Genomic DNA, 25569 nt, shown 5'->3' with positions numbered 1-25569 from the left:
TAATGCAAAAATTAAAAGTAATAACGGTTGTAGGTACAAGGCCGGAAATTATCCGGTTATCCCGGGTGTTAGCCAAGCTGGATGAGTCTGAAGCAATTGATCATGTATTGGTACACACCGGACAGAATTATGATTATGAATTGAATCAGATCTTCTTTGAAGACCTGGGACTCAGAAAACCTGATTACTTCCTGGATGCCGCCGGAGCAAGTGCAACCGTTACTATCGGGCAAATCCTGATTAACATTGATCCAATCCTTGAAAAAGAGCAACCTGATGCTTTTTTAGTATTGGGAGATACCAATAGTTGTTTATGTGCTATTCCTGCTAAGAAAAGAAAGATACCTATTTTTCATATGGAAGCCGGTAACAGATGCTTTGATCAGCGGGTACCAGAAGAAACAAACAGGAAGATTGTAGATCATATCAGTGATATTAATCTTACTTATTCATCAATTGCCAGGGAATATCTACTGCGGGAAGGGCTTTCGCCTGACCGTGTTATTAAGACTGGCAGCCCCATGTTTGAAGTATTGCATCACTATCTTCCGAAGGTAAAATCATCTACGATCCTGGAAACTCTGCAACTTCATCGGGATAGATATTTTGTCGTATCTGCTCATCGGGAGGAGAACATCAATCAGGAACGTAGTTTTGAAAACCTTATCGCTTCGTTGAATCAGATAGTGGCTGAATTTAAAATGCCTGTAATCGTTTCTGCCCATCCCAGAACAAGAAAGATGATAGAGGCTAAACAAATAGTCCTGGATCCTTTGGTGCAATTAATGAAACCGTTTGGATTAAGTGATTATATCGCTTTACAAATGAATGCAAAGGCGGTATTGTCAGATAGTGGTACTATTTCAGAAGAATCCTCCATCCTTAATTTCCCAGCTCTCAATATTCGGGAAGCTCATGAAAGACCTGAGGCAATGGAGGAAGCTGCCGTAATGATGGTGGGGTTACATCCTGAAAGAATTTTACAAGGACTACAACAATTGAAATATCAGCAACGGGACGTAAGGAATTTTAACCTCGTTGCAGATTACTCTATGCCAAATGTTTCAGATAAAGTGGTACGGATTATTATTTCTTATGTGGATTATGTAAAAAGAGTTGTTTGGAGCGGAAACGCTTAAATGGAAGCATTATGGCCAGGATATTGATACACTCGTTGATTTTTAAACCGGATGGAGTTTCTACTGCCTATTTATATGCAGATCTGGTTGGGGAACTTAAAAAACACGGACATAAAATTTGCGTGTTAACCACTACTCCACATTTTAATATTGTTCAGGAACAAATTGCGCAGCAACCTTTGAGAAAAAGGTGGGGCGGGCTTTTTTATGAAAGTATTTTTCTGGATGATATCAAAGTATATCATATTCGGATGAAGAAATCGAAGCGCATGCTTATCAGAGTAATCGATTTTGTATGGTTTCATATGTTTGCATTGTTGATGGGATGTTGTATTGGTAAATATGACATTGTATTGTCTCCTTCACCTCCACTTACCATTGGAGTTATTTCATATTTGCTCGGTAAAATAAAAGGAGCTAAAGCCATTTATAATGTTCAGGAGATATATCCTGATTTTGCTATAAAGCAAGGTGCCATAAAGAATAAACGAATCATTTCGTTACTGCACAGTATAGAACGGAGCATTTATAATAACAGTGCAGCGGTAGTGACCATTGATACTAAGTTTGAGGAGATTGTTGCGCCCAGGATTAAAGACAGTAGTAAGTTGCATGTAATTCCTAATTTTGTAGATACTAACCTGTACGTACCATTGCCGAGGGTGAATGCTTTTTCTACAATACACGGGTTAGATGATAAATTTGTAGTGGGGTATGCCGGAAATATTGGACATGCACAAGATTGGCAACCAATTATAGCTGCCGCAAAAGCACTAAGGGATTTGCCCATCCGATTTTTGATTGTAGGTGATGGTGTAAAGAAAGATTGGGTGAAGACCCAAATAGAAGAACATCATCTTCAAAATGTACTGTTGCTGGATTACCAACCCCGGGAAATGATGCCTGTTATTAATGCAAGCATGGACATACACACTATTGTAATGAGCCCTAGCAGCAGTAAAGAAGGGTTTCCTTCGAAAATATATACCATCATGTCTTCAGCAAAATCTGCTATTGTTGTTACAGAAGCGAGTTCACCATTAGGTGACCTGATGAGGAAATCGGAATACGGAAAACTCGTTTCTCCAGGTGACACCGAAGCGTATATAAAGTCAATAGCTGAGGCCAGCCAACAAAAAGAATGGCTGATTGCAGATGGTGAGAAGGGAAGAGAATTTATCCTGAAAAATTTTTCCAAAGAGGCTATCGGAGAGAAGTATAATAATCTGGTGACAGGTTTGTTAAATTAAAAAACTATTTAAATGAAGCTATTGATCTCAGGCGCTTCAGGATTTGTTGGGGCGAATTTATGCAAATATCTGCAGCAGTACCCGGATGCGGAAATCATTTCGCTTGTAAGAAGAAAAAGTGGATCCGGTAACGAGATACTTTGGGATGAACTTACATTGGAATCTTTGCCTACCGATCTGGATGCAGTAATACATCTTGCCGGTAAAGCACACGATGTTAAAAATGTAACATTACAACAAGAATATTGGGATATCAATTACGGGCTTACAAAAAAACTATTTGACATATTTTCTGTGCATCCTTATGCTACACAGTTTCTTTTTATGAGTTCGGTTAAGGCTGCAGCAGATAATGTGAAAGGAGTGTTAGATGAGACTGTTCAACCAAATCCCGCCACACCTTACGGGAAATCTAAATTGGCCGCCGAACAATATATTTTGTCTAGTGAGCTTTCTGCAAATAAGAGCTGTTATGTGTTAAGACCGTGCATTATTCACGGTGAGGGCAACAAAGGAAATCTGAATTTGCTATATAATGTAATAAAGAAAGGAATTCCTTACCCGTTGGGTGCTTTTGAGAACAAAAAATCTTACCTCTATATTCATAACCTGAGTGCAGTTATCTGGGAAATTTTAAACCAGCATATTCCATCCGGTGTTTATAATATAGCCGATGACGAAGTGATCTCTACCAATGAACTGATTGATGTCATTGGCCGTTCGCTGAATAAGAAAGTATCAATATTAAAAATACCACGGCGATTGATCAGGGTACTTTCCGGCATTGGTGATACATTAAGATTGCCATTGAATACTGAACGATTAGATAAGCTAACGGGTGATTATGTTGTTAGCAACGAAAAGATAAAAAATGCGCTTCAATTAAATTTACCCTATTGTACCAGGCAGGGCCTGGAAATGACATTTAAGTCATTTCGCTCGTAACAGCATATAGGAACTGTCATAAATAAGAAACATTAAATATTCTAAAATACTACACAATGATTAAGAGCTTTGACCTGAATGCTTTTATTGCTGGCAAGATTACCCGAAGAAAGGAAAGCTTGCTAACGTCAGATTTACATAAATTTGATCGGGAATTAAAGCACCAGATAAATGATAAATCAGTATTGGTTATTGGTGGTGCTGGTACAATTGGCTCTTCCTATATCAAGGCCATTTTAAAATTTAATGTAAAGAAGCTGTATGTTGTTGATATTAATGAAAATGGACTGACTGAGCTTGTTAGAGATCTAAGAAGTAGCAGTGACTATAATATTCCCGAAGATTTTAAAACCTACCCCATAGATTTTGGAGAAGATGTTTTTAGAAAGATATTTATAAACGAAGGACCCTTTCAGATCGTTGCTAATTTTGCCGCACATAAGCATGTGAGAAGTGAAAAGGATCAGTATTCGATAGAAGCAATGATCCAGAATAACGTATTAAAAGCGAAAAAGCTGCTTGATCTTCTGGCAGAGACTCCTCCAGAGAAATTTTTCTGTGTTTCTACTGACAAAGCGGCAAATCCAGTAAATATAATGGGTGCCAGCAAAAAATTGATGGAGGATGTTATTTTATCTTACTCCTCGAGAATAAATGTAACTACCGCCCGTTTCGCTAATGTGGCGTTTTCAAATGGAAGCCTTCCATTAGGATTTCTTGAACGACTCAATAAGAATCAGGCATGGTCATGTCCATTAGGAATTAAAAGGTATTTTGTATCTCCGGAAGAAGCTGGACAGATATGCCTAATGGCTTCTGTTCTTGGTAAATCAGGAGATATTTTCTTTCCAAAACTGGATATGGAGGAAGACCTGGTAGCATTCTCTGACATTGCGCTTGATCTATTGGGCTACTTGGATCTGATTCCTGTTAGTTGTTCTTCAGAAGAGGAGGCAAAGCAGAAGATGGTTGATTTTGTAAAGGATGGCAAACATTTTCCAGTATACTTTTTTAACTCCGATACAACTGGCGAAAAACCTTATGAAGAGTTTTATACCAGTGAGGAAACCCTTGATATTGATACTTTTCCAAATCTTGGTGTAATTAAGGAAGCAAAGAAGAGAGATGAAGATGAAATAGGAAGTGTTTTCCACAACCTCCATCAGCTATTTAGAAAAAGTAAGGTTGAAAAACATGAGATCGTAGCTGTATTAACGTCCTATTTACCCAATTTTGAGCATATAGAAAAGGGAAAGAATTTAGATCAAAAAATGTAGATTATGTATACTTTTTTTAAACGATTACTGGATTTATTTGTTGCATTAATAGCACTGCTGTTGTTATTACCGCTGTTTATTCCGATCTGTATTATTTTGAAATTAACAGGAGAAGGGGAAGTTTTCTATTTTCAAAAGCGAATAGGATATAAAAACGAATATTTCTATATATGGAAGTATGCCACCATGTTAAAAAATAGTCTCAATATGGGAACTGGCTCAATCACATTGCGGAATGACCCTAGGGTAACACCAATAGGAGGTTTTTTAAGGAAAACTAAAATTAATGAATTACCACAGATCATTAATGTGTTGCAAGGGAATATGAGTGTGGTAGGCCCCAGACCATTGGTGGATGCAACATTTAATGCTTATGCCGATGAAGTAAAGGCCGTAGTTTATAACTCTAAACCTGGTATTACGGGCATCGGATCTATTATTTTCAGAGATGAAGAAAAACTGATATCAGCCGCTACTATTCCTCCTCATGAATTTTATAAGAAATACATTGCTCCTTATAAAGGCGAAGTGGAGTTATGGTATCAACAAAATAAATCGTTCAGTACTGATATCCTGATTATCTTTCTGACAGCCTGGGCAATAATCAAACCGGAATCAGAATTGCATTTCTCGGTTTTTAAAACATTACCTAAAAGAAATTTCAATCCTGAGGAACTTAACTAAGCTTGATATAATCGATATAAGGGAGGGCAGTAAAACATTTTTGGAAGTCATCTGTTGAATTGGGAAACCAGAACTTTTTGTATACGTGGGATACTAATTTTCTGTACAGCTATTTATCATCTGATTTTATCATTTTTAAAAGGATTGAATATGCGTAATGCTTTCTTGGTTCAGGTATTCATTTTAGTGACATTTTTTGTCGCGAATGCATCTTGCCGACAGGTGAATAATATCCGTATTGTCGAAAATGGAAAGGCTAACTATGTTATTGTCCTGCCAACTCAACCTGATCCTATAGAGACACAAGCTGCCCAGATTTTGCAGCAATATCTTCAAAAAGTAAGTGGAGCCCGTCTTGACATTAAAAATACTGCTAGATCGGTTAGTTCCAATTCAATTGTGCTCATCAAGGATAAGAAAAGCAATCTTGCTGACGATGGTTTTATCATAAGTACTACTACTAATAACCTGACAATAAAAGGAGGACAAAGAAAGGGGCTATTATATGGTGTTTATAGCTTCTTGGAAAAATACCTGGGTTGTAAAATGTATGCAGGTGATTGTTATTATATACCTCAGCATCCCACTATTACCTTAAATAGCAACATTATTTTAAAGCAGGAACCAGCCTTTAGCTATAGGACTGAATTCTTTAGGGAGATGAGCTCCACGCCGGAATATCCCAATTGGCATAAGCTGTTTAATGTATACAATTGGCAAACTCATGCATATGAGTATGAAGATTGGGGGCTGTTTGTACATACTTTTGAAACATTGGTACCACAAGCACAATATTTCAACCAGCATCCCGAGTATTTTGCCTTGGTTAATGGTAAGAGGGTGCCGACCCAGTTATGTCTTTCGAATCCAGATGTATTTAATGTCTTGGTGAGTAACCTTAAGAAGGAAATGGCCAAGAAGCCAACTGCAAAGTATTGGTCTGTGAGCCAAAATGATAATTTTGATTATTGCCATTGCGATAAATGTACCCAGATAAATAATCAAGAGGGAGGGCCGCAGGGAAGTATTGTTACTTTTGTAAATAAAGTCGCTGCCCTTTTCCCGGATAAGGTTATCTCTACACTGGCGTATCAATATTCAAGAGCGGCCCCCAAAAAGACACGTCCTTTACCCAATGTTAATATTGTGCTGTGTTATCAGGTAGATAGAATAACCAGTATTGCATCGGATAAGGCATCTGCTAGCTTTAGACTGGATCTAGATAATTGGTTGAAGTTAACAAATAACATTATGATATGGGATTACGTAGTTCAATATACGAATGTATTAAGTCCTTATCCTAATTTGCATTTGTTGAAACCGGATATTCAATATTTCCAGCAGAAAGGAGTGAAGATGATGTTTGAACAAGGATGGAGTAAAGGTGAATTTTCTGAGCTAAGAGCATACCTGATCTCGCAATTGCTATGGAATCCTGGCATTGATGATGATGTTGTTATCAATGATTTTCTAAATGGTTATTATGGGAATGCAGCAGCATCTATCAGAAAGTATATAGATCAGGTAGAAAGCCAATTTAGAAAGAGTGGTTTAAGCCTTCAACTATTTGGAAATTTGAATGATGCCCAAAATTCCTATCTTTCTTTTGCACTACTAAAGCAATATAGCCAATATTTTGATCAAGCAGAAGCCAGCGTGAAGGACGATCCCGTTTTACTCGATAGAGTAAAAACAGCCAGATTAGCTGTTGATTATGTTTTTTTAGAAACTGCCAAAACTTCTGTGGCTGCATCCAATAAACTTAATATAAACAACCAGACATCTAAAATGGTAAAAGCCATACCTGCTGCACAAGATGCTGCAATGAACACTCCTGAGGTATTAAAAGCCAGGTTGGATAGTTTTATTAATACCTGTCGTAAAGCTAAAATAACCGAATTATCTATAAGTGGAAAAGACGTTAATACTTACAAGAAGGAATTCCTTGAATTATTAAACAGATAATTCGTCGTATTGATATCAATTATGCAACAACGGCTGAAGTATCGGGTTGCTCATTATTCATATCGGGTTGCTTATTATCCATAATAGCCTGATAATAATTATCAATATTAAATCCTACAGCGTAAGCTAGTCGATTATCTATTTTGTCGAAAGTGGCTTCGTTACTATTACTTTCATATAGCCTGTTCAAATGTTCTGTCAGAGTGGACAGGTCCGTGAAGAGATCATCTGCTATCCCAACACTCTGGTCGAAACTACCATCTTCGAACCGCAGACAAGGTACCTGAAAAATGTAGGATTCGTAATAGGTGGCTGTGTTGATGGCAATTGCAAAATCGAATGAATTAGATTCTAATAATTCGCTAACAGTGATATGATTGGGCAATATTTCAAAATGGTTGCGATCCTTGTTCCCGTTACCGTATTTAACGATATTTTCATAGGTTTCATTTTTTAGACTCGGATGCAGCTTTATAAAAAAACTAATATCTGGATAAGAGGTATTTAAATTTTTAAGAATATTTAAGAGTGAAATGTTGGCGGCTTCAAATGCCTTTCGGGTGAGGAAAACAATGACTTTACCGGTATATGTTTGTCTGTTGTTCAATTGTTTTTGAGCAATAAATCGTGGATAGCCTCCAATCAATAGCTTATGTTCAGGAATGCCATATCTGTGCATTTCATCTTTGGTATACTGTCCCCAGCAAATATGATAATCCGAGGTCATATTCTCATATGCAATGGCATCAAAAGGTATTTGTTTGGTAAAAACATAAGTAACCCCATGTTGTAAAGAATAAGTAGGTATCTGATTTTTTATGAAATATTGTGTAATAAGGTTCTCTAAATAATGTATGCCGCAGAAAGCAACATATTTGTTAATGGCTGGTAATGATTGTTTTTCAAGCATATCAATGGTGTTTCTGATAAAACAGTACTCGGCAATCAGTGCCAGTTTGTCAGATAATGACAATCCTTTTCCTCGTTTTAAAATATGGATGGTGGAAGATAATAGGTTTCTGATACTAAAAGAGAAAACAACCCTGGTGTCTTTTAAATCATAACTATCGATTCTCTCATTATCAAATTTCTGTTGTACATAGTTCCATATTTCATAATAATCCTTCCTTTTAAAAGGTTCAATAGTAAATAAGATTGAACTTTTTGCCTTTGCGAGAAGTCTGAAATCCCTGGCAAAGCAACATTTAAAAAGCTGTTTTACATTAAAAGGACTTATCTTATAGACAAGCTTCGCTATTACCACTGAAAGGACTTTTTCCAGCCGGTAACTTTTGTAGGTGTATGCAAGTCTTTTTTTTACCTCGATATATTTATCAAAAAACTCGGACATTATTTTTTAAATAATATTTAATTCTTTAATTATCACCAATTGTGCTGGAGAGAATATAGTGTATTATAACCACATGTACAAGGCCCCGTAATTATATAAGATATACGGGTAAGTTAAGCCGATTAATAAGCCAATGCTAAACACGAGCTATAAATGCGGAAATCGCTAATATAAGTATAAATGTTCTGAATGGGAAATAATCGCTAGTGCCTTCCAATAAGTATTTATCAGTTACAATGTAAACTAACAATACTGTTTATGAAATGCTAACAGCCTGTTTTGAAATGCTTTTGCTTCTGCCAAATGTGCCCATACGTACTTAATTTTAGTTATAATTTCTCATTTATACCTTATTCGTTTTATGAAACCATCTCTCAAATCAGCTACTATCGTGAAAATTTGTTTTCATAGTGTGATAAATCTATATTAATTAACCACAACTGCTTCTTACGTTCCAATAGCAAATTTAAGAACAAGCGTCATTATTTGTTAAAAACATGTTATTGAATGCTTTTCTTTAAGCAAATGATTATATTTGTATATTCTTTTAAAATACAATAGGACTAGGTCAATTAATTTCAGGACAGAACGATAATCGGGTTTGTATTTATCACGAATAAACAGAAGATCCGAGTTAACCGAGCAGGATCTACTCAGTGTACAACATTTTGGTTGTTCAGCTATTGATAACATTGATCGAAAAAATCAGCAATAAAAAAAGTTGTTTGCTAATATGAGAATCATGATCTGGCTTGTATTTAATGAGTTAAGGGGGTGATCCTCTTTTTTAGTGTATAAAAATAAGCTATAGTCCTTACCCAGTAGTAGTTACAACTATAGTAACCCTTTGTACCGGACAGCGATGGTTAAATACATACCTAGGGAATAATAAGAATAATATGAAATTTAATTGGTTAATTGCATGCAAAATATTTTGCATGTTTTTCCTTGCCTTTGTTACTGCCTGCAAAAAAGATTCTAGTAGTCAACCGGTTCCCATCGCACCCATACCTGATGAAAGTGCGTCAATTGTTCCGCAAATACTATTGAATCAGGAAAACAATCAGATATATGTGAATCGCAAATGGCAGGGGATCCCTTCTGTAGAATCCTCAATAGACGGCCGTATTTTGGTTACTTGGTACAGTGGTGGAGGCGGAGAAGGACCTGGTAACTATGCGACTGTTTCCAGCAGTAAAGACCACGGGCTCACCTGGAAGAAGAATATTATTATCGTCGCACCCGCCAAAAATAATTATCGCATTTTTGACCCAGGACTATGGAAAGATCCCCATGGAAATTTGCACCTCTTCTGGGCTCAGTCCCAATCGCACTGGGATAATAAAGGAGGGGTATGGAATGCTAACATTACTTTCGTAAATGATACAATCGTCTGCTCCGCTCCTAAGTGGATTACAGATGGAGTAATGTTGAACAAGCCAATTGTTCTTAAAAATACACAGCAAGCACTTTATCCTATTTCCGTGTGGCCATTTCAGCCAGTTTCTTTGGATAAATCAGGTGCGTTTATTTACAGTGCGGAATACCAAAGATCTATAAATGATTATGCAGCGTTTACTAAAAAAAGCCGTTTGCCATTAAATGAGAAGATCAGAACGGCTGATGAACATCAGGTGGCTCAATTGAAAGATGGTAGATTACTGGCATTTATTCGCACAAATCAGGGTATTTATTTTTGCTACAGTAAGGATGAAGGAAAAAGTTGGTCAGAACCGGAGCAATTTAAGCAACTGGGGGCCACAACGTCGAGTCGCTTCCATATTCAGCGGCTTGGCTCAGGTAACTTGTTACTGGTAATGAACTCAAGTAACTCAAGAGATAATCTGACAGTTTTTCTTTCAACAGATGATGGTAAAACCTGGCCACATCGGCTTTTACTGGACGCCCGCAGCAATACTTCATATCCAGATGCTTGTCAAGAGAAGGACGGAATGATTGACATTGTATACGACCGTAACAGAGCTTCCGATAAAGAAATCCTACTGGTAAGGATACACGAAAAAGACTTACTGGCAAATAATAATCTGTTCAAGCGCATAATCGTAGATAAATAATGCTATATATGTAATTTTATCCACTTCCGGTATACTGCTATCTAAAGTAAAATAGTATGTTCCTTTTGTTCTCCGAAGGGAATCCTTATTTTTGCAGAAATACCAAACGGAAAAATTCATGAAAATTGCCCTTATTACAGGTGTCACCGGCCAGGACGGTGCATATCTGGCACAACTACTGCTCAAAAAAGGTTATTCCGTACACGGTATAAAAAGACGCTCCTCACTGTTCAATACCAATCGAATAGATCATTTATACCAGGATCCTCATGAAACGAATGTGAAATTCAAACTTCATTATGGCGACTTGACAGATTCTACCAACTTAATCCGTATTATCCAAGAGGTACAGCCTGATGAGATTTACAACCTTGGGGCGATGAGTCATGTGCAAGTCAGCTTTGAGACACCAGAATATACCGCAGATACAGATGGAGTGGGTACGCTTCGTTTACTTGAAGCGGTACGTTTACTAGGACTGACTCAAAAAACAAGGATATATCAAGCCTCTACTTCTGAATTGTACGGTCTGGTACAAGAAATTCCTCAATCAGAGAAAACACCATTTTATCCTCGTTCGCCCTATGCAGTGGCCAAATTATATGCTTACTGGATTACGGTAAATTATCGAGAAGCGTATAAAATGTATGCCTGTAATGGGATTCTCTTTAATCATGAGAGCCCGTTGAGAGGAGAGACGTTTGTAACCCGCAAAATTACGCGAGGAGTGGCAAAACTGGCTTTGGGTATGCAGGATAAGCTATTTATGGGAAATTTGGATGCTAAGCGGGACTGGGGGCATGCTAAAGACTATGTGGAAGCGATGTTTCTGATGTTACAGCAGGATAAAGCTGAGGATTTTGTGATTGCCACGGGGATTACCAATACAGTACGCGATTTTATCAAACTGTCATTTGAAGAAGTGGGAGTTGAGCTGGAGTTCAAAGGAAGTGGAATAGATGAAAAGGGTATCGTAAAAAGTGTGGTCACTGCCGGTAGTAGCTTAAAACCTGGACAGGAAGTAGTGGCTGTAGATCCCCGTTATTTCAGGCCAACTGAAGTTGATCTGTTAATTGGTGACCCTTCTAAAGCACAGGCCAGGTTGGGCTGGAAGCCTAAGTATGACCTGGGTGCGTTGGTAAAAGAAATGGTGGCTGCAGATATGGAATTGTTTAAAAGTGAAAAATTGCTGAAAGAGGCAGGATACAATATATTAAATCAGTTTGAATAAAGGTATATGAACAGGGAAAATAAAGTATACGTAGCAGGACACCGCGGAATGGTGGGGTCTGCTATTGTGAGAAGGCTGCAAAGGGAGGGGTTTGACCATATCATTATGCGTACTTCAGCAGAACTGGATTTACGTGATCAACAAGCTGTAGCGGATTTTTTTGCGATAGAAAGGCCTGAATATGTGTTTCTGGCGGCTGCCAAGGTAGGAGGAATTATGGCCAATAACACTTACAGGGGAGAATTTATTTATGAAAACCTGATGATTCAGAACAATGTTATTCACAATGCCTGGAAAACAGGGGTGAAAAAGCTGATGTTTCTGGGTTCGTCATGCATTTATCCTAAAATGGCACCACAGCCATTGAAAGAAGAATATCTGCTTACAGGCCCTTTGGAGCCGACCAATGAGCCGTATGCAATTGCTAAAATTGCTGGTATTGAAATGTGTGATGCTTATCGGACCCAATACGGATGTAATTTTATTTCAGTAATGCCTACCAATCTGTATGGGCCTAATGATAATTATGATCTGAACAATTCTCATGTGTTGCCTGCTTTGTTGCGCAAGTTTCATGAAGCAAAGGAAAATTATACACCTGAAGTGGTAATCTGGGGAACGGGTACGCCTAAACGTGAATTTCTACATGCGGATGACATGGCGGATGCCTGCTATTATCTGATGCAACATTATAATGAAAAGAGCCTTGTGAATATTGGAGTAGGAGAAGATATTAGTATTGGTGAGCTGGCAAAACTAATACAACAAGTAGTCGGGTATGAAGGTAAATTAATATTTGATACAAGTAAACCGGATGGTACACTACGTAAATTGATGGATGTTACCAAGCTCCATAGTTACGGTTGGAAAGCAAAGATTAGTCTGGAAGAAGGGATTCAGAAAGTATATGAAGAGGTAAAGAGTACCAACTGGTCTGCGTAATTTGAGCAGTACCGACAATCCGACTTTTATTACGGTGGTGGGATCCATAATCATTTCCGGCCTGAAAGTTGCGATAGCATCACTGATAAAGCAGGCTAGTTTGCCTGACTGAATGGTTTATTGATCCCCATAACTGTCCTCCCGATTTATTGAATGGCGTTAATACCTCTAGCAGAGAGGTGACAAGTAGAAAGAGCATATGTAAGGCTTAACTTTTTTAGACGGCTGGATAAATACCGAGAGAAGCTTTCCTGCTTTTCCTTGGCATTCTTTCAGCTGATATTTTTTAGTGTGTTACTAAAACTGTAAGTTTTAATTTTTAAACAACTTCTTGCAGCAGTAATGTCATTGAATCGTGTTTGTGATATTTAATTCTATATAGTATTTTAACTCAACTCAAAATAAAAATTGATGAAGTATCTCATTTGGATAGTAGCAATCGTAATGTTTGCCAATACCACAAATGCCCAAGAGAAACTACCCGTTATCGTTCCTTACAACCCACAAGACATCCGGGAACTCTACCTTGACAGCAAAAATCATCATACCACCTTTAAAATCATTCTCCATGAAGATACCAGCGCTATGTATACTCAGCCAGATACTACTAAGCGCAGTTTGGTTCATCGCAAATTATTCAATGAGCATCTGTTGGAGTTCCGTAATAAAGATTATAATGTATTCATAGACTTTCTGCCTGATTTTCAGGTCGGGAAATCAAAAGATGGGAGTAGAACTACATGGTTGAATACACGTGGGGCCATCATACAAGCCAATATTGGAGAAAAATTTTATTTCGAATCCTCTTTCTTTGAAAACCAGGGAAAGTTTCCTGGTTACCTGGATCAATATATCCGGAAGAATCAAATTGTACCAGGCCAGGGTGGGATAAAAGACTATAGTAATGGGAAGGCTTTTGACTTCAATTATGCAAATGCACTGTTATCATATACACCGAATAAATATCTCAATGTTACAGCAGGATATGGGCAAAATTTTATCGGTGACGGGTATCGTTCCCTGATCTTATCTGATATCCAGTTTAGTTATCCTTACCTTAAACTGACCGGAACACTAGGAAATGTCCAGTACACCGCCATGTGGGCGCAATTCATGGATAAGCACAGCAAGGACTTCGCACAGGCTTATGATGATCTTGGCTATTATAAAAAATGGGGCGTGTTCCATTTCCTTGATTGGAATGTGAGCAAAAGGTTGACGATTGGCTTCTTTGACGCGGTAATCTGGCCTGATGCCGATTCCTCTGGCCGTAAGCGAGGGTTTGATTGGAGTTATATGAACCCAATCATATTCCTGCGTTCTGCCGAATTCTCAGAAGGCTCCTCTGATAACGCTTTAGTAGGCCTCAATGCCAAATTTAAATTACTCCCGAAAACTACTATCTATGGACAATTAGTGCTGGATGAATTTAAACTTAAAGAAGTATTTGGTGGCAAAGGTTGGTGGGCCAACAAACAATCTGCTCAGCTGGGCTTCAGATCTTTCGACATATTTAATATTAATAAGCTGGACCTGCAGGGAGAATTTAATGCGGTGAGGCCTTACACCTATTCCTACAAGAGTACAATGATCAATTATGAACATTATAATCAATCATTGGCACATCCGTTAGGGGCCAACTTCTGGGAAGTACTGGGTATTGCCACCTATCGTTTAAAACGTTGGTATGGAAGAGGAGAAATCATGTATTCTAAATATGGCGATGATCCTGATGCTACAACAAATTATGGACATGATATTTCTAGGCCTTACACCATCCGTCCTAAGGACTATGGAAATTGGATTGGTCAGGGTATCAAGACTCAATTATTGTATGCACAGGGAACCGTGGCATATGTGTTGAACCCTAAATATAATTTGCGCCTGGAAGCTTCTTTGGCAGCAAGACAACTAAAGAACAACATGGATACCAAAAACGACCTGATCTTTAGCTTTGGTTTGCGGAGTACATTCCGCCAGTTCTATTATGATTTTTAAGGAAAGAAAAGAAAATTTCAGGCCCTTTCGTTTTTGAATTGAAGCGAAAGGGCTTATATCATTAGATTTTAGAAGAATAAGATAATAGGAGGCTCTGCTGATAGCTCTCACCAGTTAGGAATAGCCTTTCTTTTTTAGTTTTAATATAGAGATCGAAATTTCCTCCGCTAAGAATCTTTTTTTCGCACCATCAATTTTCTCAAATATTGTTTTTTATCTTTTATTAGGATGGCATAACATATCCCAATATAAATAGGGCCGGTCAGTAGTATAAAATACTTACCTGAAGGCAAATAACTGCTTAGAAATCTTACTGCAATAGCTGTTCCCAGGCAGAGGCAGAAAGTCTTCAAAAAGAATCTGATAGGGAAATATTTATCAAACGTAACATGTAAATATTTTTTTGTTAACCAAATAGGCAATGCATACCCGGCAAACAAAGATAAAATTGAGGCAATTACGGCACCATATAAGTCCCAAATAGGAATTAAAATAATGCAGAGTAGACATAATGTTATAGTATTTACTATCGCATTGATTAACATCCATTTTTCTTGTCCAATTGCATTAATGACCGATCCAAAAATAATGACGGTGAAAATATATTTGATATTATACAATTGAAAAAGTTTAGCAGCTAATATAAACTGAGGTGGATAAATTAAAAGAATAATTTGATCACCGAAAAGAATCGTAAAAATGATTAATGGCAAAAGCAGCACGCAGGCCCTTACTGTAACTTTTCTCCATAATTTGGCGATTACCCTGAAGTTCCCCTTATGATATAATTCCGAAAAAAGAGGAAGTAATACCATCATGAGAGATCCTGTTATTAATCCTATGAAGGGGTTGGCAAATGTGCCAACTGAATAGTCTGAGTATTTAGCGGGCCCTAATAGTTGAGATACAATAAATCGATCGGCCTGGGAGTTAAAAACAGTCAGTAACATCATGGCAATTAATGTAATCACATATCTCCATTCTCTGGCGGTGGGCAATGTAAAGACATTGGACTTTGAAAAGAAAAATCGCAGATCTTTAAGCAAAAAGAGTATCCTGATCAGCTCTATTACAATAAGCCCGTAAAATATGTATAGAACAGCAGTTTCAATTTTCGTGATATATACCATCCATATAGCAATTGCTGTAAAACTGAGGATATTCTGTATTAATAGCTTTTGAAGCTGATTATTTAATAAATAAAGACCATTAGCATAATTATTGATACACTTAAGGAAAAAATATATAAAAATCGGAAGTTTCCAATCCTGGAAAAGCGTATTAGAAAAATAATCAGACAACAGTGGACTGCCCAGGAAAATAATACCAGATGAGACAACTCCAATAATTATTGTAGTAAAAAAAAATTTCGAAAAGAAGTGACTTAAATTACGATGCTCGTGATCTGCCTTCCCCCAGAAAAAACTCATAGCGGAAGGAATGGCAGAACCCACGGTTGCGGTAAGGACGCCGATTAAGAAAATTTGTTGAAGCCTCCCATATTCATACTTGGAATGGATTGCGTGAGCTAAAATAACTGATTGTACAAGAGCGCCAATAAATTGTACGATATTACAGATCGTTAAAACAAAAGTGTTTTTGGCAATTGAATTGTTCAAACTGCAGATAATTGAGAATAGATCAGAAATTATAGTTGATTCTTTTTTAGCCAGAGCTCCACCCTGGAAACATCCTCAGGTATGTCTACGGCTATGCTCGGCGATTTCATTTCTACCATTTTTACTGGTATCCCTAGCTCAAGGAATCGAAGAATTTCAATATCTTCATAAAATTCTGCATTGCCTTTTTTTTCCTGCGTCCCAAATGCTTTAAGTGCATCAAATGAAAATGCATAGATACAGACCTGTTTCTTAAATACAGGGGTTGTTACGCCAATATTTTTTACACCTGGAATCGGTAAGCGGGACATATAGATCAATTCTCCCTTGCTGTTTGTTAAAACTTTTGGGATATTAATATTAGCGGGATCTTCATCGGCGGATAACGACTTCATTCCATTGATGACATAGCCTGGTGATTGAGGCACTTCATTAATTACATGATGTATATCTGCAGGATCTACAATAGGTTCATCACCTTGAACATTCACATAGACATCTGCCTCCAACTGTTGGGCAATTTCCCAAACACGATCAGTACCTGTCAAACAACTGTCAGAAGTGATCAGCGCTTTATAGCCATATGCCTCGCATACTCGTTTGATCTCTTCGTTTTCAGTACCTATTACTACATTTTCCTTCCCTACTGCTAAACTTGTTCTTTCTGCCACTCTTATGATCATGGGTACTCCGCTTATTTTCACAAGCGGCTTCCCCGGAAATCTGCTTGATTTATACCGTGCGGGAATGACTGCAACTACTTTCATGTGTTAATTGAAAATTCAATGATTGTTGATGAATTTGATATCTTGTTGGGGTGACTGCTATTAATTGGAAGTATTTATTAGAGAATTGACTAATCAGCATTTGATTCTCTTCTGCTAATTCTTTTTCACTCTCATTCATATACACATCATATCCGTCAAATGCAAATAAGAAGACTGATTGGCACTGAAGATTTAATGTTAATTGCAATGCAATGCTCAGAGGAGAATCGTCATAAACAACTTCATCAGAGGTATTTTGCAACTCATAACAATATTTCCTGATGAATTCAGGAATATATGTTCCCATTTTAGTGGGTGATGGTGGTAGAATACATTTTAAATTGGATAGATTCGTTATGCCGCTTTCCTCGAGGCGTTTTCCCTCGTATCCTGTAAGACAGCAAAACTGGTCTACCATATCCCAGCCCTCAAATTTTGAATAATGCCGGCTGCTTGAGTGAATTAAGCAGATGTCAATGTTATTTGCCGCACAATATTCTATATACTTGTAGAGAGTTTGGGTATGTCTAATCCCCCTTTTCCCTCCCCCAATAATAACAGCTTGTTGATACTTTTTGGTATCGGATAATCGTGGCAGTTCTTCTACAGCAGGTTTGGCTTTTAAATGTTGGAGATTATTAACAATTGTTTCCAGAGAATATCGACGTTTATTTATCAAACTCATAATCTCCTTTTGAGGAAGAGAGAAAGCTCCGGAAATAATATAAGGAAGATTAGTTCCCCATTGATATTGTTGTTTTAATTTTTCAAATTGACCTACGATATCACTCAAATCATTTAAATTCAGTTTGACATGACCCGCTGCATCAAGATAGGTCAACAATAATTCTGTTTTTAGATTGCCGGCTCCTCGTCCCATCCCGGTAAAAGTGACATCAATGGCATCACAACCGTATTTCATTGCCGTAATAGCATTGGCCAGCGCTAATTCCATATTATCGTGCCCATGAAATCCCAGGAGGAGTGAACTGCTTTCCTTTATTCTTTTTACTACCTCCTCAACTATATCGGGTGTGCAACTTCCAAATGAATCGACCAGATATATATAATCTGTATCTTCATTCGTTATCTCGGCTATTTTGTCAAGTACGAGATCGTCATTGTACCATTTGGATAAATACATGATGTTAAGACAAACAACAAATCCCATTTTCTTTGCCTCTCTGGACAAGGCAATTGCTTTATCGAGCCGCATGGGATCCACCGGGATCCGAATCATGTTAATTAATGACACATAAGGAGATAATAAATTGTCAATTATTTCCAGGTTTACATCCTTTTCATCAATACAAACCGAAAACTGCATATTGGGATGTTGGGCTTTAAGCTTTTCGACTAAATGAAGAGGTAAATAAAAATAGTCTCCATAGTAGGTATCACTTTTTACACCCCGATAGCCAATTTCCACAATATCAATTGGTAGTTTGTCGCAAGAGAGTAAGTAATTATTGACCAAGCTATCCTCAAAATCCCAGCCAGTATAATATCCTCCGTCTCGAATAGTGCAGTCTAATAATGTCACTGGCTTTTGTAAAGAATTCATAGTGTGGCAGTTAAGTTGGAAAATATTATGGTTATTGATTAAATGTAAGTGATTGTCAAACCCCTATCGACATAATACACGCCATTTTAAATAAAGTGTTTTGGCACGATTGGGATTCACAAAAAACTCACGACAATAATTTAAAAATCAATACGGCTATTGAAATAGATATTCCTACAAAAAACAGTTGAACAAGGTTATGGCTTATGGTAGTATTATCTATCAGTAGATATTCAATTATATTTTTCAAAAATATGAAATAGTTTAGAATTTCGCTCCTTCTTTTTGATGTTCCCTCTAGTGAAATATGTTAAAATAAAGTTAAAATATTATCCTCATTTTAATTCGCAATCCACTGAATATTATGTATTTTAGATTAGTACCCAGAGAGATATCCTTAGTACCATAAATATTTAATCAATTATGAGGGCTGTTTTGACTTTTGTAATTGCAGTGAATTCCACTCTTTTTCTTAGTTGCACAAAAAATAAAATCAACGATTCGCCGGTTGCAGGTCTTGATACTTTACCCGTAGTTGAAAATCAACCAACTGCGTCTTTGCTCACTGATATGTCATTGTCAGCAGTTTATACAAAAAGGAATTGGCAGGGAGTTCCTACCGTCGAAATTACTAATGAAAGGCATCTGGTTGTTGCCTGGTATAGCGGAGGAAAGGGAGAAGGCCCTGGAAATTATGTTACAGTGGCAGAAAGTCTTGATGGTGGCACATCCTGGAGGAAAAATGCATTGATTGTAGCCCCACCTGATAGTAGTTATCGCATATTTGATCCTGCGTTATGGAAAGATAACATGGGGCTTGTTCATCTTTTCTGGGCCCAGTCTAGGGGTTGGTGGGATGGCAAAGGAGGAGTATGGAGTTGTTTGCTTGATTTTTCAGCAGATACTATTAAGCCGGGCAAGCCAAAGTTTTTAGCAGATGGTGTAATGATTAATAAACCAGTTTATCAATCAAGCGAAGGAAAAACTATGCTGATGCCCATTTCAATTTGGCGGCATGCCCCAACGCCAGCTGTTAATTCTGGGGCCTATGTAGCCTATGCTTCATACTACGCAGAACGAGATAACTTTTTGATCGCAAAAAATAAAAAGATTTTTGATGATAAGATAAGATTCGTCGATGAACATCAGATAGTTGCTACAGGAACAGGTACATTCTTATGTTTATTTAGAACCTTAAAGGGAATTTATTATTCAACCAGTGTAGATAATGGTGAAAACTGGACCACGGCAGAACCATTTACAGTTGTGAGTCCTATAGCAGCAAGCCGTTTTCATATCCAAAGACTCAAATCGGGGAACCTCCTGCTAATTGTAAATTCAAGTTCAACAAGAACGAACCTAAAAGGATTTCTGTCAAAGAATGGTGGTAAAACGTGGCCCTACGCCATTTTAATTGATTCCCGAAAGAATGTTTCATATCCGGATGCCTGCGAAGGTCCCAACGGAACGTTGTTTGTCGTATATGATCGTAATAGAAGTCTGGACAAAGAAATTAACTTGGCGAAATTTAATGAACAAGATTTTTTCAAAAAAAACGCCAAAGCGATTATTTCTATTATTGATAAGTAATAAGGACATCCTAACTTCGCACTATGCATTACGTTTCAGTAGAAGGGCTTACCAAATCTTTTGGCACCAAACCATTATTTAAAGACATTTCTTTTCATATCGAAGAAGGGGATAAAATAGCGCTGGTAGCGCTCAACGGGACCGGAAAATCCACACTGCTGCGGATCTTATGTGGAAAGGATGTGCCCGACGCCGGCAAAGTATGGATCCATAAGGATGTTACTGTAGTTATGTTAGAGCAACAGTCAGGTTTTGATATGGCTAAATCCGTTATCGAAAACATCTTTAGCCACGATAACCCGGTACTGAATGCCATCAAAGAATATGAATTGCTTACAGAAGAAGGTCATGGGGAGCCCGATCTGGACAAATTGACGACCTCCATTGCTAAAATGGACGAGCTGAATGCCTGGCACTTCGATGCTAAAGTAAAACAGATATTAGGAAAACTTAATATACACAATCTCGACCAGCCCGTTGGTTCGCTATCCGGTGGGCAACAAAAACGGGTGGCACTCGCTAAAGTCCTCATTGAAATTGGCTTTGAGCATAAGCATGTGCTGCTGATCATGGACGAGCCTACTAACCACCTCGACGTGAGCATGATCGAATGGTTGGAAAACTACCTGGACCAGGAACGGGTTACCCTACTGTTGGTAACCCACGACCGCTACTTCCTCGACAGCGTGTGTAACGAAATTATGGAATTGGACCAGGAACAACTATTTATCTACAAAGGAGATTATGAAAATTACCTGGAAAAGAAAGCTGCCAGGGAAGAAAGTGATAAAGCAAGCGTAGATAAGGCCCGGAACCTGTACCGCAAAGAATTGGAATGGATGCGGAAACAACCTAAAGCCCGCACCACCAAATCTAAATCCAGGCAGGATAATTTTTACGAAGTAAAAGAGAAGGCCAGCCAAAGAGTAGCCGATCAACAGCTCGAACTCAACGTTAAAATGACCCGCCTGGGCGGAAAAATCCTGGAGTTAAAGAAAGTATATAAGTCATACGGCGATCTAAAAATCCTGAAAGGGATGGATTATACTTTCAAAAGAGGCGAACGCGTAGGTATTGTGGGCAAAAACGGCGTAGGAAAGTCTACTTTCCTGAATATGCTGCTGGGTACAGAACAACCCGACTCCGGAAAAATTAATGTGGGCGAAACCATTGTATTTGGTAACTATTCCCAGTCCGGCCTGGTGGTGAAGGAAGATATGCGGGTAATAGAGTTCGTAAAGAATATCGCAGAAAACTTTCCCCTGGCTGATGGCACGAAAGTAAGCGCTGCACAATTCCTCGAATTATTCCTGTTTCCAGCGGAAAAACAATATACCTATATCTCCAAGCTGAGTGGTGGTGAAAAAAGAAGATTACACCTGCTGTCTATCTTATTCCGTAATCCCAACTTCCTGGTATTGGATGAACCTACCAATGACCTGGATTTGCCAACCCTGAGCATCCTGGAAAGCTTCCTGCAGGACTTCCAGGGATGTGTGATTATTGTGAGCCACGACCGTTATTTCATGGACAAACTGGTAGATCACCTGCTTGTTTTTGAAGGAGATGGTGAAATACGTGATTTCCCGGGCAACTATACCCAGTACCGCGAATGGCAGAAGGAAGAAGATAAAAAGAAAACAGCGGCACCTAAGAAGGAAGTAATGCCTGAACCAACGGTAACGGCTACACTACCTACGGAAAACAAAGCCCGTAAAATGTCTTTTAAAGAGAAGCGTGAATTGGAATTGCTGGAGAAAGAAATCGAACAACTGGAAACAGAAAAGAAAACCATTGAAACAGCTTTATCCAGTGGAGAGCTCAGCTTCGATAAAATGGAGCCCATGACACATCGGATTGGGGAAATTATCCAATTGCTTGATGATAAAGGAATGCGTTGGCTGGAACTGAGTGAAATGAATGAATAATTTTTAACTGTCCGCGATCAATAATAAAAATGCCCCAACCCCGTCAGGAGGGTTGGGGCGAATTATTTTTTAGTGGTATTGGTACTAGTGCTGCCTGCTTTCCTGTTGTTTTTTCCACTCTTCCAGTGCTGCTATTTTTTTGTTTTGCTCAATCAGGTAAAGTGTTAATTCCTCCACTTTTTCTAACAACTTTTTATTCATCTCACCTACGTCGATACCATCTTTTTCTACCTCTGCAGCAGCAGGAATACCTTCCAGGTGCTGGTGAGAGGTTACATATTTTTCAACAGCTGTTAACGGGGAAAGGGGATAGTCTTTATGGAATACATAATCGGCCCAGCCGGTTTGGGTTACTTTTACCCGTTGGGCAGTGATGGTGCCTTTAACGGAAAGCTCGGATTGAGGTGTCAGGGTACCAATACCCACGAGGCCCTGGTTGGTAATGTTTAATACGCCCTGGGCAGGAGGTGTACTACCGCCTACACCGCCGAGTTTAAGCGCATTATCACCTTCATTGATCCAGAACCGGCTGTCACCATTAGATTGCATGGTAATAGAGGCTTTATTATTAACCGGATCATATATATTGAATTTACCGAAGAAGGTGTTGGTACCCACACCTACGCCAACCTCATTAATAGTAATGCTCGTTTGATTACTGCTGGTAGTTCCGCCGGAGAGGGCTAATGGAATATACCGGGTAGCACCGGGAGTCCTGTCATAGCCGATAAGCACTGCTGTACCATTAGATATGCCTATTTCCGCAGCAGGGCCGGTTCCATTGGCGTTGTACCATCCTTTAAAACGGCCTTGCCCTTCCCAGTCGGTGGCGCCAAAGCCATCGATTCTTCCTATTTGATTGTTTCCTGCATAAAATTTAAAACCATTGGCGACGTTTTTGATATTCACGCTAAACCACATGTGCTGTGGCTCAATACCAATGGCATAATCTCCCGAAGCACTGCCCAATGCAGGATGTAAGGTGATTCTAGTGCCAACACTTCTAGTAGTAAAGGTGGGAGCACCCAATCCAACAGGGTCAAAACTGATGTTATTGGAGGTGGCATTATTTAATCTTAAGCCGTAGCCCATGGTCACCAATCCATTGGCATCTATGCGCATCCTTTCCGGCTGGGCGGTGCCACCACCCCCCAATCCTGTGTGGAAGCTCATTTCACCCGGCGTAGTGCTGTAACCTCCACCCCGCAGCCCTATTTCAGCTCCCCGGTAGCTGTTAATACCATTGGCACCACCATAAATGCTTAAGGCCCCCGTCGTATTATTAGTGTTAATCGTAGTGGCAGCCAGAGAAGTACCAATGCTCACAATGCCGGATGCCCTTGCAATTGAGAATGGATTGTTTAAAAAAGTACCGTTATCGGCATAACTCCAGATCCTGAAATCCGTCCCCACATTGCTTCCTGTTTCCAGACCCTGTAATACAAAACTCCATCTTAAATTGGCGCCCGCTGGAGTGGCTGACCCTCCAAAAAAATCATAATGCCTGGTCCCACCGGTACTGGTGCCCTGGAAAGTTTGCATAAAGCCAGAAGTAAATTTTCCGCTGATCCATGCATTTGCATTTTGGGCTGACAGCGCCTGATTTTTGATGTAAGCAGTATCCTGTGCGGATAATGTAAATGGAATAACGCCTGAGATTAACAGGGACAGTAGCTTTTTTTTCATAGATAAAGAAGAATAGAGGTTTTATGGAAAATTTATTCAGTTAACAAAACACGACAGTAATATAAAAAAAATATCTGCAAATAATTTATTTGCAGATATCAGGTGGTAGCCTCGTCAAGAATCGAACTTGAATCTGGAGCTTCGGAAACTCTTATACTATCCATTGTACTACGAGGCCGGAAAGAACGCAAAACTACATTTTCTGCTGTACAATCCCAAATCAGGTTAAAGATTAATATTACTTTTAAATATTTTAACTGCAATGGCCAGCAGGATTACCCCGAAAAATTTACGTAATACCATCAGCCCGGCCTTGCCCAGCATGCGTTCTATGTAATTCAGGCAGCGTAATACGATATATACGATGACCAGGTTTAGGCAGATGCCTGCCAGGATATTATACTGTCCGAAGTCGGCTTTCAGCGACATAATGGTTGTCAGGGTGCCCGAACCGGCTATCAGCGGAAAGGCAATGGGTACTACACTGCCGGCCTTGGCGTCGGGGTCTGTCTTGAAAAGTTCGAGACCCAGGATCATTTCCAGTCCTATTACGAAAATAACGATGGAACCTGCTACGGCAAAGGAATGCACATCAACGCTCAATAATTTCAGGAAGGGCTCGCCCACCAACAGGAAGAGTATCATCAGGAAACCCGAAGCCAGCGTGGCTTTGCCAGCATCTATATGCCCTAGTTTTTCCTTCAGGGACACTAATACCGGGATAGATCCTACGATGTCGATAACTGCGAATAACGTAAAGGTAATAGCCAAAATTTGGTCGATACTGAACATGTATGCTATTTTGTGTAAATATAGTCAGAATGGCCTGGGTTTTATCCTAGCCGCATTCTGCTTATATTTGTTGAACACTGCTATTTTATGACGGAGGATATTATTATTCAGATCAGTAATAAGATCAAGGAAAAGAGAAAGAGCAAAGGAATCACCATCCAGGAGTTGGCCGATAGGGCAGAGGTGAGCAAAGGACTGATTTCCCAGATTGAAAATAACAGGACAGTGCCGTCACTGCTCGTACTGATCAATATTATCCGGGCGCTGCGCCTCGATATGAACGAATTCTTCAATGAAATAGACCAGCATACGCAAAGCGCCAAAGTAATTATCAAGCAAAAAGCTGCCTACCAGGAGTTTGAAAAGGAGCCCGCCAAAGGGTTTGTATATAAACGGGTGCTGACTAAAAACGTCAAAAATTTCCCGGTAGACATCGTACTGCTGGAACTAAAAAAGGGTGCCCATCGTACCCAGACCGTGAAGACAGACGCCTATGAATATAAGTATATCATTAAAGGCACAGTAGAATATCTTATCGATAATGAAAAATATATACTCGAAGAAGGCGATTCCCTCTTCTTCGATGGCCGCCTGGGACATAAACCCCGTAATATAGGCGATGACAATGCCCAGATCCTCGTGGTATATTTCTTCCTGGATTCAGATAAATAAGATATACAAATACTTAACATTAATTTTAGTATAACTTAACAGTTCGATCATATTGGACCCTAATCTTTGCGTGTAAATAAAATTTTACCCAAAC

The 25569-nt window shown here is 38.8% G+C and carries 19 protein-coding genes and 1 tRNA gene; 13 read left to right on the top strand and 7 right to left on the bottom strand.

What is annotated here, in order from left to right; translation table 11 throughout:
• Positions 1-2: 2 nt before the first annotated feature.
• From wecB to HGH91_RS08215, 6 genes are all read left to right on the top strand, one after another.
• Complete coding sequence (wecB, locus tag HGH91_RS08240) at positions 3-1139, top strand: non-hydrolyzing UDP-N-acetylglucosamine 2-epimerase (RefSeq protein WP_168738003.1); 1137 nt, start codon at positions 3-5, stop codon at positions 1137-1139.
• A gap of 11 nt (positions 1140-1150) precedes the next feature.
• Positions 1151-2389 (top strand): glycosyltransferase family 4 protein, encoded by a 1239-nt coding sequence (locus HGH91_RS08235; RefSeq protein ID WP_168738002.1) that lies wholly within the window; start codon positions 1151-1153, stop codon positions 2387-2389.
• A gap of 12 nt (positions 2390-2401) precedes the next feature.
• Positions 2402-3334 carry an NAD-dependent epimerase/dehydratase family protein gene (locus HGH91_RS08230; protein WP_168738001.1) on the top strand — a complete coding sequence of 311 codons (933 nt, stop codon included), beginning with the start codon at positions 2402-2404 and terminating at the stop codon, positions 3332-3334.
• Positions 3335-3390: 56 nt separating this feature from the next.
• Positions 3391-4611 (top strand): polysaccharide biosynthesis protein, encoded by a 1221-nt coding sequence (locus tag HGH91_RS08225; RefSeq protein WP_168738000.1) that lies wholly within the window; start codon positions 3391-3393, stop codon positions 4609-4611.
• Positions 4612-4614: 3 nt separating this feature from the next.
• Positions 4615-5295: a sugar transferase gene (locus HGH91_RS08220; RefSeq protein WP_168737999.1), complete on the top strand. Its 681-nt coding sequence runs from the start codon at positions 4615-4617 to the stop codon at positions 5293-5295.
• A 150-nt stretch (positions 5296-5445) separates the two neighbouring features.
• Positions 5446-7260: a DUF4838 domain-containing protein gene (locus tag HGH91_RS08215; RefSeq protein WP_168737998.1), complete on the top strand. Its 1815-nt coding sequence runs from the start codon at positions 5446-5448 to the stop codon at positions 7258-7260.
• A 19-nt stretch (positions 7261-7279) separates the two neighbouring features.
• Here the strand turns inward: HGH91_RS08215 and HGH91_RS08210 are convergent, their stop codons facing one another.
• On the bottom strand, positions 7280-8611 hold the full coding sequence (locus HGH91_RS08210; RefSeq protein ID WP_168737997.1) for a hypothetical protein: 1332 nt from the start codon (positions 8609-8611) through the stop codon (positions 7280-7282).
• A gap of 899 nt (positions 8612-9510) precedes the next feature.
• On the opposite strand from HGH91_RS08210, the gene HGH91_RS08205 reads away from it, so the two are divergent.
• The 4 genes from HGH91_RS08205 (at position 9511) to HGH91_RS08190 (ending at position 14857) form a co-directional block, all read left to right on the top strand.
• Positions 9511-10686 (top strand): sialidase family protein, encoded by a 1176-nt coding sequence (locus tag HGH91_RS08205; RefSeq protein ID WP_168737996.1) that lies wholly within the window; start codon positions 9511-9513, stop codon positions 10684-10686.
• 118 nt (positions 10687-10804) lie between these two features.
• On the top strand, positions 10805-11917 hold the full coding sequence (gmd, locus tag HGH91_RS08200) for a GDP-mannose 4,6-dehydratase (RefSeq protein WP_168737995.1): 1113 nt from the start codon (positions 10805-10807) through the stop codon (positions 11915-11917).
• Positions 11918-11923: 6 nt separating this feature from the next.
• On the top strand, positions 11924-12859 hold the full coding sequence (locus HGH91_RS08195; RefSeq protein ID WP_168737994.1) for a GDP-L-fucose synthase family protein: 936 nt from the start codon (positions 11924-11926) through the stop codon (positions 12857-12859).
• A 411-nt stretch (positions 12860-13270) separates the two neighbouring features.
• Entirely contained in the window at positions 13271-14857 is a 1587-nt protein-coding gene (locus HGH91_RS08190) for a hypothetical protein (RefSeq protein ID WP_168737993.1), read from the top strand.
• Positions 14858-15024: 167 nt separating this feature from the next.
• Here the strand turns inward: HGH91_RS08190 and HGH91_RS08185 are convergent, their stop codons facing one another.
• From HGH91_RS08185 to HGH91_RS08175, 3 genes are read right to left on the bottom strand one after another with little or no spacing between them, the layout of a single operon-like run.
• Positions 15025-16476 carry a polysaccharide biosynthesis C-terminal domain-containing protein gene (locus HGH91_RS08185; protein WP_168737992.1) on the bottom strand — a complete coding sequence of 484 codons (1452 nt, stop codon included), beginning with the start codon at positions 16474-16476 and terminating at the stop codon, positions 15025-15027.
• 29 nt (positions 16477-16505) lie between these two features.
• Positions 16506-17243: a 3-deoxy-manno-octulosonate cytidylyltransferase gene (locus tag HGH91_RS08180; RefSeq protein ID WP_168737991.1), complete on the bottom strand. Its 738-nt coding sequence runs from the start codon at positions 17241-17243 to the stop codon at positions 16506-16508.
• A complete protein-coding gene (locus HGH91_RS08175) occupies positions 17209-18807 on the bottom strand; it encodes a hypothetical protein (protein ID WP_168737990.1) in 1599 nt (532 codons plus the stop codon). Before HGH91_RS08175 ends, HGH91_RS08180 begins: the two co-directional genes overlap by 35 nt.
• Positions 18808-19230: 423 nt before the next feature.
• On the opposite strand from HGH91_RS08175, the gene HGH91_RS08170 reads away from it, so the two are divergent.
• Together HGH91_RS08170 and HGH91_RS08165 are read left to right on the top strand one after the other, a co-directional pair.
• The gene (locus HGH91_RS08170) at positions 19231-20397 is read left to right on the top strand and encodes a sialidase family protein (RefSeq protein WP_168737989.1); all 1167 of its coding nucleotides are present in this window, start codon (positions 19231-19233) and stop codon (positions 20395-20397) included.
• A gap of 23 nt (positions 20398-20420) precedes the next feature.
• The gene (locus tag HGH91_RS08165) at positions 20421-22325 is read left to right on the top strand and encodes an ABC-F family ATP-binding cassette domain-containing protein (RefSeq protein WP_168737988.1); all 1905 of its coding nucleotides are present in this window, start codon (positions 20421-20423) and stop codon (positions 22323-22325) included.
• A gap of 84 nt (positions 22326-22409) precedes the next feature.
• Here HGH91_RS08165 and HGH91_RS08160 read toward each other — a convergent pair whose 3' ends face one another.
• The 3 genes from HGH91_RS08160 to HGH91_RS08150 form a co-directional block, all read right to left on the bottom strand.
• Positions 22410-24011 carry a hypothetical protein gene (locus tag HGH91_RS08160; RefSeq protein WP_168737987.1) on the bottom strand — a complete coding sequence of 534 codons (1602 nt, stop codon included), beginning with the start codon at positions 24009-24011 and terminating at the stop codon, positions 22410-22412.
• A gap of 103 nt (positions 24012-24114) precedes the next feature.
• Positions 24115-24189, bottom strand: a tRNA-Arg gene (locus tag HGH91_RS08155).
• A 47-nt stretch (positions 24190-24236) separates the two neighbouring features.
• Positions 24237-24803 (bottom strand): MarC family protein, encoded by a 567-nt coding sequence (locus HGH91_RS08150; protein WP_145660990.1) that lies wholly within the window; start codon positions 24801-24803, stop codon positions 24237-24239.
• 87 nt (positions 24804-24890) lie between these two features.
• On the opposite strand from HGH91_RS08150, the gene HGH91_RS08145 reads away from it, so the two are divergent.
• Positions 24891-25475 carry a helix-turn-helix domain-containing protein gene (locus HGH91_RS08145; protein ID WP_168737986.1) on the top strand — a complete coding sequence of 195 codons (585 nt, stop codon included), beginning with the start codon at positions 24891-24893 and terminating at the stop codon, positions 25473-25475.
• The last annotated feature ends 94 nt before the right edge of the window (positions 25476-25569 follow it).

The organism is Chitinophaga eiseniae (assembly GCF_012641265.1).
GTDB classification, from domain to species: Bacteria; Bacteroidota; Bacteroidia; order Chitinophagales; family Chitinophagaceae; genus Chitinophaga; species Chitinophaga eiseniae_A.
The sequence above is the reverse complement of the archived record's forward strand: the minus strand, read 5'-3'. Positions and strand labels throughout refer to the sequence as shown.

Coding starts and splice junctions, on each gene's coding strand:
- wecB (WP_168738003.1), top strand. CDS start 3: ATGCAAAAATTAAAAGTAATAACGGTTGTAGGTACAAGGCCGGAAATT.
- HGH91_RS08235 (WP_168738002.1), top strand. CDS start 1,151: ATGGCCAGGATATTGATACACTCGTTGATTTTTAAACCGGATGGAGTT.
- HGH91_RS08230 (WP_168738001.1), top strand. CDS start 2,402: ATGAAGCTATTGATCTCAGGCGCTTCAGGATTTGTTGGGGCGAATTTA.
- HGH91_RS08225 (WP_168738000.1), top strand. CDS start 3,391: ATGATTAAGAGCTTTGACCTGAATGCTTTTATTGCTGGCAAGATTACC.
- HGH91_RS08220 (WP_168737999.1), top strand. CDS start 4,615: ATGTATACTTTTTTTAAACGATTACTGGATTTATTTGTTGCATTAATA.
- HGH91_RS08215 (WP_168737998.1), top strand. CDS start 5,446: ATGCGTAATGCTTTCTTGGTTCAGGTATTCATTTTAGTGACATTTTTT.
- HGH91_RS08210 (WP_168737997.1), bottom strand. CDS start 8,611: ATGTCCGAGTTTTTTGATAAATATATCGAGGTAAAAAAAAGACTTGCA.
- HGH91_RS08205 (WP_168737996.1), top strand. CDS start 9,511: ATGAAATTTAATTGGTTAATTGCATGCAAAATATTTTGCATGTTTTTC.
- gmd (WP_168737995.1), top strand. CDS start 10,805: ATGAAAATTGCCCTTATTACAGGTGTCACCGGCCAGGACGGTGCATAT.
- HGH91_RS08195 (WP_168737994.1), top strand. CDS start 11,924: ATGAACAGGGAAAATAAAGTATACGTAGCAGGACACCGCGGAATGGTG.
- HGH91_RS08190 (WP_168737993.1), top strand. CDS start 13,271: ATGAAGTATCTCATTTGGATAGTAGCAATCGTAATGTTTGCCAATACC.
- HGH91_RS08180 (WP_168737991.1), bottom strand. CDS start 17,243: ATGAAAGTAGTTGCAGTCATTCCCGCACGGTATAAATCAAGCAGATTT.
- HGH91_RS08175 (WP_168737990.1), bottom strand. CDS start 18,807: ATGAATTCTTTACAAAAGCCAGTGACATTATTAGACTGCACTATTCGA.
- HGH91_RS08170 (WP_168737989.1), top strand. CDS start 19,231: ATGAGGGCTGTTTTGACTTTTGTAATTGCAGTGAATTCCACTCTTTTT.
- HGH91_RS08165 (WP_168737988.1), top strand. CDS start 20,421: ATGCATTACGTTTCAGTAGAAGGGCTTACCAAATCTTTTGGCACCAAA.
- HGH91_RS08160 (WP_168737987.1), bottom strand. CDS start 24,011: ATGAAAAAAAAGCTACTGTCCCTGTTAATCTCAGGCGTTATTCCATTT.
- HGH91_RS08150 (WP_145660990.1), bottom strand. CDS start 24,803: ATGTTCAGTATCGACCAAATTTTGGCTATTACCTTTACGTTATTCGCA.
- HGH91_RS08145 (WP_168737986.1), top strand. CDS start 24,891: ATGACGGAGGATATTATTATTCAGATCAGTAATAAGATCAAGGAAAAG.